Source organism: Streptomyces sp. NPDC001868, from assembly GCF_040297125.1.
Classification (GTDB): domain Bacteria; phylum Actinomycetota; class Actinomycetes; order Streptomycetales; family Streptomycetaceae; genus Streptomyces.
In genome coordinates this window covers 78,716-92,795 of the sequence record NZ_JBEOYO010000004.1, presented here as the reverse complement: position 1 = coordinate 92,795, position 14,080 = coordinate 78,716, and the positions used below count along the sequence as shown (strand labels likewise).

Below are 14,080 nucleotides of genomic sequence, written 5' to 3'. Positions count from 1 at the left end.
GGTCACTGTTCGACCGTACGCCGGTGCCCTGACGGTCACCACTTGAGCGCCGGTGCCGCCCGGCCCCGGCCGGTGACCCGGTCAGTGCCCCCGGAACGCCTCCTCCAGCCACCAGGAACCGTGGTCGCGGGTCACCTTGGCGTCGATCAGCAGGGGCGACGCGCGGGGGCCGGTGAGCCAGTCCTCGACGGGTTTCAGGTCGGCGACGGTGCGTACGGTGACCGCCTCGAAACCGTAACCGCGGGCCAGGGCGGCGAGGTCGGTCGGCGGGAAGGTGACCGTGTCGAGGGGGTGCCCGGCGGGGCCGAAGTGATGGACCTCCGCTCCGTAGGCCTCGTCGTTGTAGACGACCACCACCATGGGCAGGCCGAGGCGTCGCACGGTGTCGAGTTCGACGGCGCTCATCAGGGCGCCGCCGTCGCCGAGGGCCGCCACCGGCAGCCGGTCGGGCCGGGCGAGGGCCGCGCCGACGGTGGTGGCGAGGCCGAGGCCGATGGACTGGAAGGCCTGGGTGAAGCAGAAGCCCTGGTGGTCGGGGACCGACAGATAGGCGCTGGGGTGGCCCATGAAGTTGCCGGAGTCCACGCCGATCACGCGCTCGGCGGGCAGGAGGTCGTCGAGGGCGATGCTCAGGGTGCGCGGGTCGATCCGCTCCCGGTCGCCCTCGTCGTCGTACGGCACGTCCCGCCACCGTACGCTGGCGGCGAGGGCGGCCTCGGTGTCGGCGGTGCGGTAGCCCCGCGGGTGCGCCGGGGTGCCGGCACCGTCTTCGGCGAGGGCGCGCAGGGCCGTCAGTTCCACGTCCCCGATGACGCCCAGGTCGACGGGCCGGTGGGTGCCGGGCGCGGACGGGTCGTCGTCGACCTGGACGACGGTCGTGTCGGGGCCGATCAGGGTGCCGTGGCGCGTCGTCCACATGGTCAGGGCGCAGCCCCAGCCGACGATCAGGTCGGCGCCCCGGATCAGTTCGGTGGTGAGGGGTGAGGCGAAGCCGCCGGAGATGCCGAGGGACCAGGGGTTGTCGTGGAAGAGGCCGTGGGCGACCGCCGAGGTGGCGAGGAGGGCGCCGTGCCGGTCGGCGAGGGCGGTGAGCGCGTCCCGGGCGCCGGGGGTGCGCGCGCCCCGGCCCGCCACGAACACGGGACGCCTGGACTTCCCCAACTCCCTTGCCAGCGCCGCGACTTGGGCCGGGTCCGGTACGGTGGCCTCCCGTGCGGGTGGCGGGGCGATGGAGGACGGCAGGCCGGCTTCGGGGACCTCCAGGGCCTGCACCTCCAGGGGCAGGTTGAGGAGGACCGTCCGCCGGTCGTGCAGGGCGCGTCGTACGGCCTCGCAGGCCTCCTCCACCGCGGTCTCCGCCGACGTCACACGGGCGGTGACCGCGCCCACGGCTCGCGCCAACGCCTCTTGGTCGATACGGAAGTTGGAGTGCGGCTGGGTCACCTCGGCGGCCAGGACGAGCAGCGGGGTGCGGCTCTTGGCGGCCTCGGCGATGCCGGTGACGGCGTTGGTCAGGCCGGGGCCCTGGTGGACGCTGAGCGCGGCGACGGTGCCGGTGGTGCGGGCGTAGGCGTCGGCCATGGTCGCCGCGCCGCCCTCGTGGCGTGCGGCGACGAAGCGGGCTCCGGCCGCCACCAGGGCGTTGGTCAGATGGAAGTTGCCGGAGCCGACCACGCCGAAGACATGGTCGACGCCGGACGCGTGGAGGGCCCGGCCCACGGCCTCGGCGACCTTCATGAGCGCTCCACCAGGGCCAGGACCCGCGCGGGCGCCCCGGATCCCGCGACGATGGGCAGCGGCCCGGCGATGACGACGGCGCCGGTCGGGGGCAGTGCGGCCAGGTTGCGGAGCTGGGTCAGGCCGTACTTGTCGTTGCCGAGGAAGTAGGAGTGGCAGGGGAACGCCGGGTCGAAGGAGTGCGCGCGTCCGGCGTCGGTGCCGACCGTCTCCACGCCGAGGCCGATCACCGGTGTCTCCTCGGCCACCCAGCGGGCGCAGTCCGGCGACAGGCCGGGGGTGTGCGGGCCGCCTTCGTCGGCGTTGAGGAACGTCTCCTGGGAGTGGGCGCGGGCGTCCCAGCCGGTCCGCAGGAACAGCCAACCCCCGTCGGGCAGGGGGCCGTTGTCGCTCTCCCAGGCCTTGATGTGGTCGATCTCGACGAGGAAGTCGGGGTCCTTCGCGGCGTGGGCGGTGAAGTCCAGTACGGCCGCGGGGGCGATCAGGCGGCGGGCCGGTACGGACGCCACGTCGTCGAGTTCCTTCCCGGAGACCCAGTGGACGGGTGCGTCGAAGTGGGTGCCGGTGTGCTCACCGCTGCGGAAGTTGTTCCAGTACCAGGCCGGGCCCCGGTCGTCGTAGTGGCTGATCTCCTCCAGTTCGAACACCTGGGTCTGGCCGAACCCGGGAGGCAGCTGGATCACCGGCGTCTGCGACGACAGCGGCGAGGTGAGGTCCACGACCTCGATCGCGCCGCTGCGCATCCCGGACACCAGGGCTGCGAGGACGGACGGCTGGGTCATGGCGGCCTCCTGGGACCAGCGGATGCGGCGGGTTGTTCCAGGGTGTCAGCGGGTGCGCCCGCGCACCAGGTCGAAAACAGGGTGCGGGACCGGCACGGATGGCGCTACGGTCACCGCGATGACTACTCATTCCCTCGGCAGAATGGGGGTCCCGTCCGCGCAAGGTGAGTGCTGATGCTCACTCATGTCGCGAACGGGGACTCCCGGCTCACCTACTGGTCGCGCGTGCGCGAGTTCGCCGTGCCACCCTCCATGATCGAGACCGCGACCGCCCGCCGAGCCGTCGGCGACTGGGCGGGGGCATGCGCCGCCGCGGGCATCGACATCGATCTCGACCTGCGTTCCCTGGCGAACAGGCACGGCAAGAAGCTGGCGGCCCGAGTCCGGTCGGATCTACGGCATTTGGCGCCCGACCTGCTGCGCTGGCACATGCCGAGGATCGCACCCGACGGACTGCTGCGTCCGGGCCTGACCATCACCCTGGCCCGCTACCACGCGGCGGGGCCCGCCGATCCGCATCCCGTGCACCTCGTGGCCCGGACCCCGCCCGCCTGGGCGGACGCCGGGCAGCGCATCGGGCTCGCGCTGTGGGACGGGTCCCGCTCCAAGGACGGCGCCCGCGGCCATCCCCATCCACGCCCCAGCCGTCGCTACCGGCTCGATCTGCACCGTCATCTGTGGGACGCGCGCAGGGCGGATGAGCTGCGGGTCCGCTCCGGAGCGGACCTGCCGCCGGGACCGTGGCCGCCGGGATGGGACGAACCGGGGTGGGACGAACCGCAATCGGACCGGCCGGGGTCGGAGGACGCCGGGTCGGAGGACGCGGCGGCGGCCTCGGAGCTCGGTTGTGCCGTCGAACGGTGGGCGGACGAGGCGGCGATCGTGCTGCGCGCCGAGGGGCGGTCCACCGGTACCGTCCTCGTACGATGCGGCGCCCGACGCCGACTCCTCCTGGACCTGGACGCGAACGCCCATGCGGAACTCGGCAACGGGTCGGCCTCTCTCCGGATCACGGCCATGACCGGCGACGACGGCGCCGCCACCTCGCTGCCCGTCCTGCCCGACGCCGCGACCTGGGTGCCACCCGATCTGGCGCTGATCCGGGCCGGTGCCATCGACGTCGGACGACTGCATCCGCTGGTCGTGTCGGCGCTGGTGCCGGACCACGTGCCGTCGGGTCCGGCCGAGGCGCCGGACCGGGCGGGGCGACCGCGGATCGTGGAGTGCCGGGGAGAGCGGCACCGGATCGGCCTGGTCGACGGCGTCCTGGTCGCACTGGACCATGACCCCGCCGAGATCCGGCGCGAGGAACTGCTGGTCGAGCTGACCGGTACGCCCCTCCCCTGCCTGCGGGCCATCGACGAGGCACACCGTCGCCCGGACTGTCTCTCCGGTGTGCGCGAACGCCTGGACCACGGGGACATCGCCGGTGCGCTGGCCGTCGTCGAGGGGCTGCTCGGTCCCGAGGCGGTGCTGCGCGACGGCGCTCTGCGGGACGAGCTGGAGGTGGCCGCGCAACGGCGGATCGCCTACGGCCTGTACCGGGCCGGCCTCACCGACCCCACCCGCGGCCGGGTCCGCGCCAATGTCGGCCGCCGGCCTCCCCGGCACCGACGCCCCCGCGTCGCGACCTTCTTCTGACGGCGACCAGGGACCCGGGATCCAGGATCCGGGTCCCCGCCCGCTCACCACTCACGTTCAGTTCAGCCCACTACACCCCGAGGTGATCAGACATGCCCACACGCACCCAGTTCGCCCTGCCCACCACCTACGCCGACACCGACCCCGATGCCGACCAGTTCTCCCAACTCGCCGTAGCGGGCGACCTGTTGAGCCTGCTGCGCACCACGACCACCGAACCGCGCCCCGACACCCAGCTGGAGGCGCTGACCCTGGCCGTCGCCGCCGACCTGCCCGTCCTGCTGTGGGGCGAGCCGGGGATCGGCAAGACGGCGGCGCTGACGCAGCTCGCGACCGCCCTGGACCTTCCGCTGACGACGGTGATCGCCAGTGTGCACGAGCCGTCCGACTTCTCGGGGCTGCCGATCGTGGGCGACGACCCCGCCGAGCAGGGCGTGCCGATGGCTCCGCCGGACTGGGCGGTACGGCTGGTGCGGGCCGGCCGGGGCCTGCTGTTCCTGGACGAGCTGTCGACGGCTCCGCCCGCCGTACAGGCCGCGCTGCTGCGGCTGGTGCTGGAGCGCAGGATCGGCACCCTCCAACTGCCGCCCGGCGTACGGATCGTGGCCGCCGCCAACCCGAGGTCCTCGGCGGCCGACGGCTGGGAGCTGAGCCCGCCGCTGGCCAACCGGTTCGTGCACCTGCAGTGGACGCACGACCACGAGGTGGTCGTACGGGGTCTCGGGGGGACCTGGCCCCGGGCCACCCTGCCGCGGCTCGCGCCGGAGCGGCTGTCGGAGGCCGTGGACTTCGCCCGCCGTGCGGTGTGCGCGCTGCTGGCCGCACGTCCCAAGCTCGTGCATCAGCTGCCCACCAGCGAGACCCGCCGGGGCGGGCCGTGGCCCTCTCCCCGGAGCTGGGAGATGACGTTGCGTCTGATCGCCTTCGCGACCGCGTCCGATGTGTCACGCGAGGTGCTGTCGCTGCTGGTCAGGGGCACGGTGGGCGATGGTCCGGGGCTGGAGTTGCTGGCGAGCCTGGACCGGCTGGACCTCCCGGATCCGGAGGTGCTGCTCGCCGACCCGGCGGCGGCCGAACTGCCCCAGCGCGGGGATCTGCGGCAGGCCGTGCTCGACGCCGTGGTGGCTGCCGTCCGGGCGCGCCCGGAGAAGTCCCGCTGGGACGCGGCGTGGGCACTGCTGGTCGGCGCGTTGGAGACGGGGGCCCCGGATCTGGTGGTCGTCCCCGCGACGACCCTCGCCGCGCTGCGCCGCGACGACTGGGACGTTCCGGCGGCGATCGAGAACCTCGCCGGAGTGGTGACCCTGTCGAGGCGGGCCGACCAGGCGGCGGCCCGTGCCAAGACGGGGACGAGGGCCCGCCGATGAGCACCGGCACGACAGAGGTCCAGGCCCTCGACCTCGACAAGCTCTACACCGCCCGGCTGCAGGCGGCGCGGGCCCGGCCCTATCTGGCGACGGCGCTGTTCGCGCTGCACACCGTCGAGTCCCGGCAGGTGCCCACCATGGGTGTGGACCGGCACTGGCGGTGCTACGTCTCCCCGAGGTTCGTGGAGCGTACGCCGGTGGAGGAGCTGGCCGGGGTGTGGGTGCACGAGGTGTCGCATCTGCTGCGCGACCATCACGGGCGCAGCGACCGGTTCGCCGAGAAGCACGGGCTGACCGGTCCCGGGGAGCGGCTGCGGATGAACATCGCCGCCGACTGCGAGATCAACGACGACGTGTTCGGCGACGGGCTGGCCACACCCGAGGGGGTCGTCGTTCCGGCGCTCCTGAAGCTGCCCGAGGGGCAGTTGATGGAGGACTATCTGCGCCATTTCCAACTGGGGGCGCAGACAGGCGAGTGGGCGTGGCTGGACTGCGGCAGTGGCGCCGACGGGCTGGAACGGGGCTGGGAGCTGGGGCCGGACGGGGCGCACGGCCTGAGCGCGCAGGAACGGGACGCGGTCCGGTTCCGGGTGGCGCAGGGCATCACCGGCCGTCCGGGGTCCGCGTCGGCGGGCTGGCAGCGGTGGGCGGAGGAGGCGTTCCATCCGCCGCAGGCATGGCGGGAGTTGCTGGGTGCGGCCGTCCGGTCGGCGGCCTCGGCGCCCGGCGCGGGCGAGGACTACACCTACGGCCGGCCCTCGCGGCGCTCGGCGAGCGTGCCGGGAACCGTGCTGCCGAGTCTGCGGCGACGGCCGCCCCATGTCTCCGTGATCATCGACACCTCCGGGTCGGTGAGTGACACGGAACTGGGCAGCGCGCTCCTGGAGGTCGCGGCGATCTCCCGCGCCGTGGGCGGTCGCCGTGACCTGGTCACCGTCGTGCCGTGCGACGCGGCGGCCCGGATCGCCCACCCGCTGTGCAAGGCCGAGGGCATCCCCCTGCTGGGCGGCGGCGGTACGAACCTGCGCGCCGGCTTCACCAAGGCACTCCGCAGCCACCCCAAGCCCGACGTCATCGTGGTCCTCACCGACGGACAGACCCGCTGGCCCGCCTCCCGGCCACCGTGCCGGACGGTGGTCGGCCTGTTTCCCCGGCATCACCAACGGAACTCGTGGGACGAGGAGGACCCCGACTACGTACCGGATTCTCCGCCCGACTGGGCCCGTGTGGTCGAGATCGGATGAGCCCCCGAGGGCAACGACCTCCGCCCGAAATCGGTGGACGGCATGTCAAAAGGCCTGCTGGCATGGGCAGATGACCTCATTCTGGACGGGCAAGCGGGTACGGCTGCGCGGCATCGAGCCCGAGGACTGGCGGGCGTTCATGCGGATGGACGGGTTCACGGAGCACCAGCGGTCGGTGGACGCGCTCCATCCGCCGCGTTCCGCCGAGGGGTATCGGGTGTGGGCGGCGGAGCAGGCCGTCGCCCCGCCGGACGACGACATCTTCCGGCTGGCGATCGAGTCGCTGGACGACGGCGAAACGGTCGGTGCCCTGTCGACCCACCACACCGTTCCGCGCGCCGGCAGGTTCTCCTACGGCATCGGGATCAGCGGGGACCATCAGCGGCGCGGGTACGCGTCCGAGGCGATCGTGCTGCTGTTGCGCTTCATGTTCGGCGAGCGGCGCTATCACAAGTGCGAGACGGGTGTCTTCGCCTACAACGAGGCGTCGCTCGCCCTGCACCGCGGGCTCGGCTTCGTCGAGGAGGGACGGCAGCGCGACCACGAGTTCTTCGCCGGGCGCCATCACGACCTGGTGCTGTTCGGGATGACCGCCCCGGAGTTCGCCGAGCGGCACCCGTTCGGCGAACTCTGACGCCACAATCTCCCCATGACAATGAAAACGATTATCGATAAGGTGAGCATGTCAAGCCGGGCGCCTCCTCCTCTTCGAGGTGTCGTCGGGCTGCCCTGATGCCTGAACGCACCGCACGAAAAGGGGAGCTGTGGCTCATCTGTTGGTGGTCGAGAGCTGGGTCGGATCGATGAGCAGGCTGCTGCCACGGGCCATCCGGGAAGGCGGTCACGAGTTCACGTTCCTCACCCGCGACCTGCACCACTATCTGCGCTCGGCGCCCGAGGGCACGGCCCATCCACTGCTCGGCGCACGGAACGTGGTCACGGCCGACACCAACGACCTCGACACCCTCCTGCCGGAGGTCGACCGCCTGCACACGGTGTTCGGCTTCGACGGGGTGATCTCGTCCTGCGACTACTACCTGCCGACGGTGGCCCGGATCGCCGGACACCTCGGGCTCCCCGGGCCGGGCCCGGAGGCCGTGGCCAACGCCTGCCGCAAGGACGCCACCCGCCGTGTCCTCGCCGACGCCGACGTGCCCGGACCCCGTTTCGCCCTCCACGAGGAGTGGGCCGACCTCGCCCGGGCCGCGCGGGAGATCGGCTATCCGCTGGTCGTGAAACCCGTCGACCTGTGCGCGGGCATGTACGTACGGCGCGTGGACAACGAGACCGAACTCGCCGCCGCCGTACGACAGTTGGCCGACTTTCCGCTGAACGCGCGCGGGCAGCGGCGGGTGCCGGCCGTCCTCCTCGAAGAGCTGCTGACCGGTCCCGAGGTGAGCGTCGAGACCGTGTCGCACGCGGGGGCCGTGCAGGTCGTGGGTGTCACCGACAAGAGCATCGGCGGGGCACCCGCGTTCATCGAGACCGGGCACATGTTCCCCGCCGCCCTCAGCTCCGCCGACGCGGAGGCCGCCGAACAGACCGCGCTGGGCGCGCTCAAGGCGCTCGGGCTCACCGACGGCGTCGTCGCGCACACCGAGATCAAGCTGACCCCGGCCGGTCCCCGCGTGGTCGAGGTGAACCCCCGGCCCGCCGGGAACCGCATCACCGAGCTGATCCGCCATGTCACCGGCATCGACCTCGCCGCGGCCGCCGTGGAGGTGGCCCTCGGCCGCGCACCCGATCTGCGGCGCCGGGAGACCGGGCTGCGCAGCGCCGCCGTCGGCTTCCTCGTACCGGAGACCTCGGGCACCCTCGAAGCGCTGGACGGCGGGCAACTCGCCGACGCCACAAATGTGTTGGAGGTCCAGCTCGCCGAACCGGGACGGCAGGTCAAGTCGGCCGGCAGCAACAACGAGTATCTCGGCCATGTCATGGTGGGCGACCCCGACGGACCAGGTGCGCGCGGCCGGGTCGAGGCGCTGTTGGGCGAGTTGCGCTCCACGCTGGTGATCCGGTGACCGCCGTCGTCCCGGTGGCCCGCGCGGTCACGTACGAGGAGCTGGTGGAGGGTGCCCGTGCCGGTCGGCTCGGCCCGGATCCACGGACGCTGCGCATCGCCGTGGCGTTCGTGACCCGGCAGGCCGTGCGGCACGACGGGCGGGGCACCGGCTACCGCAACGAGGTGCTCAGTCTGCGTCTCGCCGGGGCCGTGGGGTCCTGCGCGGTCGAACCCGGTGCGCTGCCGGACGCGGCGATCGACGACTGTGTCGGCGCCGACGTCGCCCGGCTCCTGGAACATCCGCTGCTTCCGGTGCGGGTGGCCGCGCTGGACGCCTATCTGATGCATGTCGGCCCGCACACACCGGAGAACGGGGCGCGGCCGTTCCCGCTGCCGGCCGGTACGTCGCTGGACAAGTCGCGGGCCCGGGCCCGGGCCGTCGTCGAGCTGCTCGATCTGCCGGCGGGAGCGACCGTGCTCGTGGTCGGGGTCGTCAACTCCCTTCTGGAGGCGCTGCGTTCACGCGGGCTGCGCTATGTGCCGTGCGACCTCAAGGGCGGGGTCACGGAGTGGGGCGAGGAGATCGTCACCGACGCGCTCGGCGCGGCCGACCGCTGTGACGCGCTGCTGGTCTCCGGGATGACCTTGGGCAACGGCAGCTTCGAGACCCTGCGGCGGCACGCGCTGTCGTCCGGCAAGCAGTTGGTGATGTTCGCCCAGACGGGCAGTGCGGTGCTGCCCCGGTTCCTCGGGCACGGGGTGAGCGCGGTGTGCGCGGAGCCGTATCCCTTCTTCTGGCTGGACGCGGGGCCGGGCACGCTGCACCGCTACCGTCGGGACGGAGCCGAGGGAGCGGACTGGGCTGAGGGAGCGGACGGGGCGGACGAAGTCGGCGGGGCGGATGCCGGCCCGGTTTCTTGCCCGGTTTCCGGCCCGGTTGCCTGTCCAGGATCGGGTGACGGCCGATGACCTCGTCGACCGTTCTCCGTTCCGTCGCCCGCCCGGAGCTGCTGTCGCTCGTCGGGCGGACGCCGCTGGCGCGCATCACCGCCGATCTGCCCGGTCCGCAGCCGGGGTTCTGGGCCAAGCTGGAGGGGCTCGCGGCCGGCGGGATGAAGGCGCGGGCTGCCGTGTCCATGCTGCTGGGTGCCCGCGAGCGCGGTGAACTGCGGCCCGGCGCACCGGTGGTGGAGTCGACATCCGGCACCCTGGGCATCGGACTGGCCTTCGCCGGACAGGCCCTCGGCCACCCTGTCGTCCTGGTCGGCGACAGTGAACTGGAGCCGTCCATGCGGCAGTTGCTGCGCTCCCACGGCGTACGGCTGGAGCTGGTGGACCGCCCGGCACCCCGGGGCGGCTGGCAGGCGGCACGCCTCGCACGGTTGCGGGAACTGCTCGCCGTGCTGCCGGGGGCGTACTGGCCCGACCAGTACAACAACCCCGACAACACCGCGGGTTACGCCTCCCTCGCCGCCGAACTCGCCGTCCAGCTGGACCACTTGGACATCCTGGTGTGCAGCGTCGGCACCGGCGGCCACAGCGCGGGCATCATCGGCCCGCTGCGGCGGCACTGGCCCGCGCTGCGGCTCATCGGCGTCGACTCCACCGGCTCGACGATCTTCGGCCAGCCCGCCCGGCCGAGACTGATGCGCGGTCTGGGCAGCAGTATCCATCCGCGCAACGTGGCCTACGACGCCTTCGACGAGGTGCACTGGGTCGGCCCTGCGGAGGCCGTCGACAGCTGCCGTCGTCTCGCCCGGGGCAGCTTCGTCAGCGGCGGCTGGAGCACCGGCGCGGTCGCGGTCGTCGCCGCCTGGGCGGCCCGTGTCCACCCGGGCGCCGTCGTCGCCACCGTCTTCCCGGACGGCCCGCACCGCTACCTCGGCAGCGTCTACGACGACGACTTCGCCACCGCCCACGGCATCGACCCCGCCTCCGCCGCCGTCCGGCCCGTCGAGATCCCCCACCCCGGGGCGGCCGAGGCCGTCGGCTGGGTCCGCTGCGGCAGGGTCACCGACCCGCTCAAGGTCCCCCCGGTCCCCCATGAGGTCCCCCGTCCGGAAGAGAGCCCGTGAAGGTCACCCAGCGCACCGTACGCCTCGAACTCACCGAGCCGTTGCGCATCTCCCGCTCCACCATGTCCGCGCGGGACGCGGTGTGGCTGACCGTCGAGCACGACGGGCTCACCGGTCACGGCGAGGCCGTCACCAGCGTCTACTACGGCCTCGACGCCGACACCCTGGAGCGGCTCTTCGCTGACGTCGCCACCGACCTCGTACGGTTCCGGGATCCGGAGAGCGCGCTGGAGGCCCTGCGGAGTGGTGAGCCGGCCGGTTCCCCGGAGACTCCTCCCGCCGTGACGGCCGCCGTCGGCGCCGCGCTCCTCGATCTCGTCGGCAAGCGGGCGGGCAGCCCCGTGCACCGTCTGCTGGGCGCGCCGTCCGCTCCGGTGGCGGCCACCGCCCGGACCATCGGCATCACCTCGCCGATGCGTGCCGGGGCCGAGGCGCGCCGCCTCGCCGCGAGCGGCTTCGAGGTCGTCAAGGTCAAGGCCGGGGCGCCGGACCCGGAGGAGGACATCGAGCGCGTCCGGGTCGTCCGGGACGCCGCGCCCCGGGTCCGGCTGCTCCTCGACCCCAACGGCGCGTGGACGGTGGCCCAGGCGGGCGCCCTGCTGCCGCGCTTCGCGGAGCTGGGCGTGGAGGCCGTGGAGCAGCCCCTCGCACCAGGTGATCCGGAGGCGCTGGCCGCCCTCGCCGAGCGTTCGCCGCTGCCCGTGATCGCCGACGAGGACGCGGTCGGCCTGGAGGACGTCCGGCGGCTGGCGGGGCGCGTGCACGGGGTCAACGTCAAGCTCGCCAAGTGCGGGGGCGTCCACGCGGCCCTCCGCATCGCCGAGTCGATCGAGGGCAGCGGCACCGAGCTGATGCTCGGCTGCCTCACCGCCAGCAGCCTCGGCCTCGCGCCCGCCGTCCACCTCGCCGACCGGGCCCGCTGGGTGGACCTCGACGGCCATCTCCTGCTCGCCCACGACCCGTGGACCGGCATCGGGGGCACCGACGGGTTCGTCCGCACAACCGACCTGCCGGGGCTGGGAGTTCACCCCCGCGCGGCCTCCGGAACGGCCACTGGAGCGGTCGCCGAAGCACGCGTCGAAACAACCGTCGGAACAAGCACCGGAACAAGCCACGCAACGCGCACCGGAACGGAGGAGATACGCCGTGCAGACGTGGCATGAGATACGCCGCTTCCCGTTCGCCGTCCGACTCCTCCTGGTCAATCAGCTCGGCGTCAACATCGGCTTCTACCTCCTGATCCCCTACCTCGCCACCCACCTCACCGAGAACCTGGGCATGTCGGCGGCCGTCGTCGGCATCGTCCTGGGCGTGCGGAACCTCAGCCAGCAGGGCCTGTTCATCATCGGCGGCTCCGCCTCGGACCGGCTCGGCGCCCGGGGCGTCATCATCGCCGGGTGTGCGTTGCGGACCGTCGGGTTCGGGCTGTTCGCGCTCGGCGACGGGCTGGCCGTACTGCTGGCCGCGTCGGTGCTCAGCGGGCTCGCCGGAGCGCTGTTCAACCCGGCGGTGCGGGCCTATCTGTCGCAGGAGGCCGGGGAGCGCAAGGCGGAGGCGTTCGCGCTGTTCAACGTCTTCGCGACGACGGGGGCGCTGATCGGGCCACTGCTGGGCAGTGTGCTCCTGCTCGTGGACTTCCGTACCTCCGCGCTGACCGCCGCCGGGATCTTCGCGGTCCTCACCGTCGCGCAGGCCCTCGTCCTGCCCGCCCGGAAGGTGGAGCCGAGCGGCGGCGGTGTCCTCGGGGACTGGCGGGAGGTGCTCGGCAACCGGGCCTTCCTGGCGTTCGCGCTCGCCATGGTCGGCATGTTCACCCTGGAGAACCAGCTGTATCTGCTGCTGCCGGCCGGGGCACGGGAGGCCACCGGCTGGGACGGCGCCGCCGGTCTCGTCTTCCTCGTCGGCACGCTCGCCAACCTCGCGCTGCAGCTGCGCATCACCAAAGCGCTCAAGTCACGTGGCGACAGGGCCCGTTGGATCGGTGTCGGACTCGCCGTCACAGGTCTGGCGTTCCTGCCACCGGCCCTCGGGATCGGATTCGGCGCCTCCGGGTGGCTCGCCGCCGTACCCGTTCTGCTCGGCGCGCTGCTCCTCTACCTCGGCCTGATGATCGCCTCCCCGTTCGTGATGGAGCTGATCCCCCGCTTCGGACGCCCCGAGCTGACCGGCACCTACTTCGGGATCTTCTACGTCGTCTCGGGCATCGCGGCGGCCGCCGGCAACACCTTCGTCGGCTGGGCCATGGACGCCGGGGAGCGTGGCGGCCACGCCTGGCTGCCCTGGGTGTGCTGCGCCCTGTTCGGGCTGGTCTCGGCGAGCGGAGTGGCCTGGCTGCACCGGCTGGGGGCGTTGCCCGCGAGCCCCGCGCCCGCCGTCCCCGCCCCTTCCACCGCTTCGGCTGCCGGGAGGAGCGGCTCATGACGGACGGCAACCTCCTCACCGACAACCCCGAGCTGTACGAGGCCCGCTTCCCCGATCCCGGGCGGCTGGCCGGACGCTGGGCCGAGGACTGTCTGCGGCGCCACCGGGCCGGACCACGGGTCCTGGACATGGGCTGCGGAACCGGGCGCGACGCCGCCCATCTGCACGCCGCCGGCCGTACGGTGACCGGCGCCGACCTCTCCGAGCCGATGCTCGCCCACGCCCGGGCCCGGCACCCCGGTCCCGTCTACGTACAGGCCGATCTGCACGGCTTCGACCTGGGACGGGCGGCCTTCGACGCGGTCGTCTGCCTGGACAGCTCCCTGCTGTACTGCCACACCGACCCCCAGCTCGACGGCTTCCTCGCCTCCTGCCGCCAGGCGCTCGCCCCCGGCGGGCTGCTGGTCGCGGAGATGCGCAACGGCGCCTACTTCCTGGGCCGTACGGATCTGCTCGACACCCCGGCCGTGAACGCCTTCACCTGGCAGGGCACGGCCTACCGGTCCACCACCACGCTCACCGTGGACCGCACCGCCCAACTGCTGCGCCGTACCCGCGTCTGGACCTCCGACGACGGCGCGGCGCCCGCCGAACAGCGGTCCGCCTGGCGGCTGTTGTTCCCGCAGGAGCTGCGCCGCGCTCTGGCCGCGCACGGCTTCGAGGTGCTCGAACTGCACGACGGTCCGGGCCCGCGCACCGAACCGCCGTGGCAGGACGGGCAGTTGCCCGGTCGCTCGACGGACGCGGACCGGCTGCACCTCGTCGCACGCCTCACCTCCGCCCGCTGATCCCTCATCCCCATCCACGCAAG

The 14,080-nt window shown here is 73.0% G+C and carries 12 protein-coding genes; 10 read left to right on the top strand and 2 right to left on the bottom strand.

What is annotated here, in order from left to right:
• Window positions 1-81 precede the first annotated feature (81 nt).
• Together ABT147_RS06890 and ABT147_RS06885 are read right to left on the bottom strand one after the other, a co-directional pair.
• Complete coding sequence (locus ABT147_RS06890) at window positions 82-1,737, bottom strand: thiamine pyrophosphate-binding protein (RefSeq protein ID WP_351403123.1); 1,656 nt, start codon at window positions 1,735-1,737, stop codon at window positions 82-84.
• Window positions 1,734-2,519 (bottom strand): cyclase family protein, encoded by a 786-nt coding sequence (locus tag ABT147_RS06885; RefSeq protein ID WP_351403122.1) that lies wholly within the window; start codon window positions 2,517-2,519, stop codon window positions 1,734-1,736. The genes ABT147_RS06890 and ABT147_RS06885 overlap by 4 nt, the downstream gene beginning before the upstream one ends.
• Before the next feature lie 174 nt (window positions 2,520-2,693).
• Here ABT147_RS06885 and ABT147_RS06880 point away from each other — a divergent pair, with 174 nt between their 5' ends.
• The 10 genes from ABT147_RS06880 to ABT147_RS06835 all read left to right on the top strand — a co-directional run bounded on the left by ABT147_RS06880 (window position 2,694) and on the right by ABT147_RS06835 (window position 14,057).
• Window positions 2,694-4,160, top strand: a complete 1,467-nt coding sequence (locus tag ABT147_RS06880) for a hypothetical protein (protein ID WP_351403121.1) — start codon at window positions 2,694-2,696, stop codon at window positions 4,158-4,160.
• A 92-nt stretch (window positions 4,161-4,252) separates the two neighbouring features.
• Window positions 4,253-5,527, top strand: coding sequence for an AAA family ATPase (locus ABT147_RS06875; protein WP_351403120.1), 1,275 nt, complete (start codon window positions 4,253-4,255; stop codon window positions 5,525-5,527).
• The gene (locus tag ABT147_RS06870) at window positions 5,524-6,771 is read left to right on the top strand and encodes a vWA domain-containing protein (protein ID WP_351403119.1); all 1,248 of its coding nucleotides are present in this window, start codon (window positions 5,524-5,526) and stop codon (window positions 6,769-6,771) included. Before ABT147_RS06875 ends, ABT147_RS06870 begins: the two co-directional genes overlap by 4 nt.
• 70 nt (window positions 6,772-6,841) lie before the next feature.
• Window positions 6,842-7,405 (top strand): GNAT family N-acetyltransferase, encoded by a 564-nt coding sequence (locus ABT147_RS06865; RefSeq protein ID WP_351403118.1) that lies wholly within the window; start codon window positions 6,842-6,844, stop codon window positions 7,403-7,405.
• 130 nt (window positions 7,406-7,535) lie between these two features.
• Window positions 7,536-8,792 carry an ATP-grasp domain-containing protein gene (locus tag ABT147_RS06860; protein ID WP_351403116.1) on the top strand — a complete coding sequence of 419 codons (1,257 nt, stop codon included), beginning with the start codon at window positions 7,536-7,538 and terminating at the stop codon, window positions 8,790-8,792.
• Window positions 8,789-9,742, top strand: coding sequence for a Rossmann-like domain-containing protein (locus tag ABT147_RS06855; protein WP_351403115.1), 954 nt, complete (start codon window positions 8,789-8,791; stop codon window positions 9,740-9,742). Before ABT147_RS06860 ends, ABT147_RS06855 begins: the two co-directional genes overlap by 4 nt.
• Window positions 9,739-10,848 carry a PLP-dependent cysteine synthase family protein gene (locus ABT147_RS06850; protein WP_351403114.1) on the top strand — a complete coding sequence of 370 codons (1,110 nt, stop codon included), beginning with the start codon at window positions 9,739-9,741 and terminating at the stop codon, window positions 10,846-10,848. The genes ABT147_RS06855 and ABT147_RS06850 overlap by 4 nt, the downstream gene beginning before the upstream one ends.
• A complete protein-coding gene (locus ABT147_RS06845) occupies window positions 10,845-12,011 on the top strand; it encodes a dipeptide epimerase (RefSeq protein ID WP_351403113.1) in 1,167 nt (388 codons plus the stop codon). The genes ABT147_RS06850 and ABT147_RS06845 overlap by 4 nt, the downstream gene beginning before the upstream one ends.
• A complete protein-coding gene (locus tag ABT147_RS06840; protein ID WP_351403112.1) occupies window positions 11,995-13,269 on the top strand; it encodes an MFS transporter in 1,275 nt (424 codons plus the stop codon). The genes ABT147_RS06845 and ABT147_RS06840 overlap by 17 nt, the downstream gene beginning before the upstream one ends.
• On the top strand, window positions 13,266-14,057 hold the full coding sequence (locus ABT147_RS06835; protein WP_351403111.1) for a class I SAM-dependent DNA methyltransferase: 792 nt from the start codon (window positions 13,266-13,268) through the stop codon (window positions 14,055-14,057). The genes ABT147_RS06840 and ABT147_RS06835 overlap by 4 nt, the downstream gene beginning before the upstream one ends.
• Window positions 14,058-14,080 lie beyond the last annotated feature (23 nt).

Bases quoted from the DNA above. Each gene is read 5' to 3' on its own strand.
- ABT147_RS06890 (WP_351403123.1), bottom strand. From the start codon at position 1,737: ATGAAGGTCGCCGAGGCCGTGGGCCGGGCCCTCCACGCGTCCGGCGTC.
- ABT147_RS06885 (WP_351403122.1), bottom strand. From the start codon at position 2,519: ATGACCCAGCCGTCCGTCCTCGCAGCCCTGGTGTCCGGGATGCGCAGC.
- ABT147_RS06880 (WP_351403121.1), top strand. From the start codon at position 2,694: ATGCTCACTCATGTCGCGAACGGGGACTCCCGGCTCACCTACTGGTCG.
- ABT147_RS06875 (WP_351403120.1), top strand. From the start codon at position 4,253: ATGCCCACACGCACCCAGTTCGCCCTGCCCACCACCTACGCCGACACC.
- ABT147_RS06870 (WP_351403119.1), top strand. From the start codon at position 5,524: ATGAGCACCGGCACGACAGAGGTCCAGGCCCTCGACCTCGACAAGCTC.
- ABT147_RS06865 (WP_351403118.1), top strand. From the start codon at position 6,842: ATGACCTCATTCTGGACGGGCAAGCGGGTACGGCTGCGCGGCATCGAG.
- ABT147_RS06850 (WP_351403114.1), top strand. From the start codon at position 9,739: ATGACCTCGTCGACCGTTCTCCGTTCCGTCGCCCGCCCGGAGCTGCTG.
- ABT147_RS06835 (WP_351403111.1), top strand. From the start codon at position 13,266: ATGACGGACGGCAACCTCCTCACCGACAACCCCGAGCTGTACGAGGCC.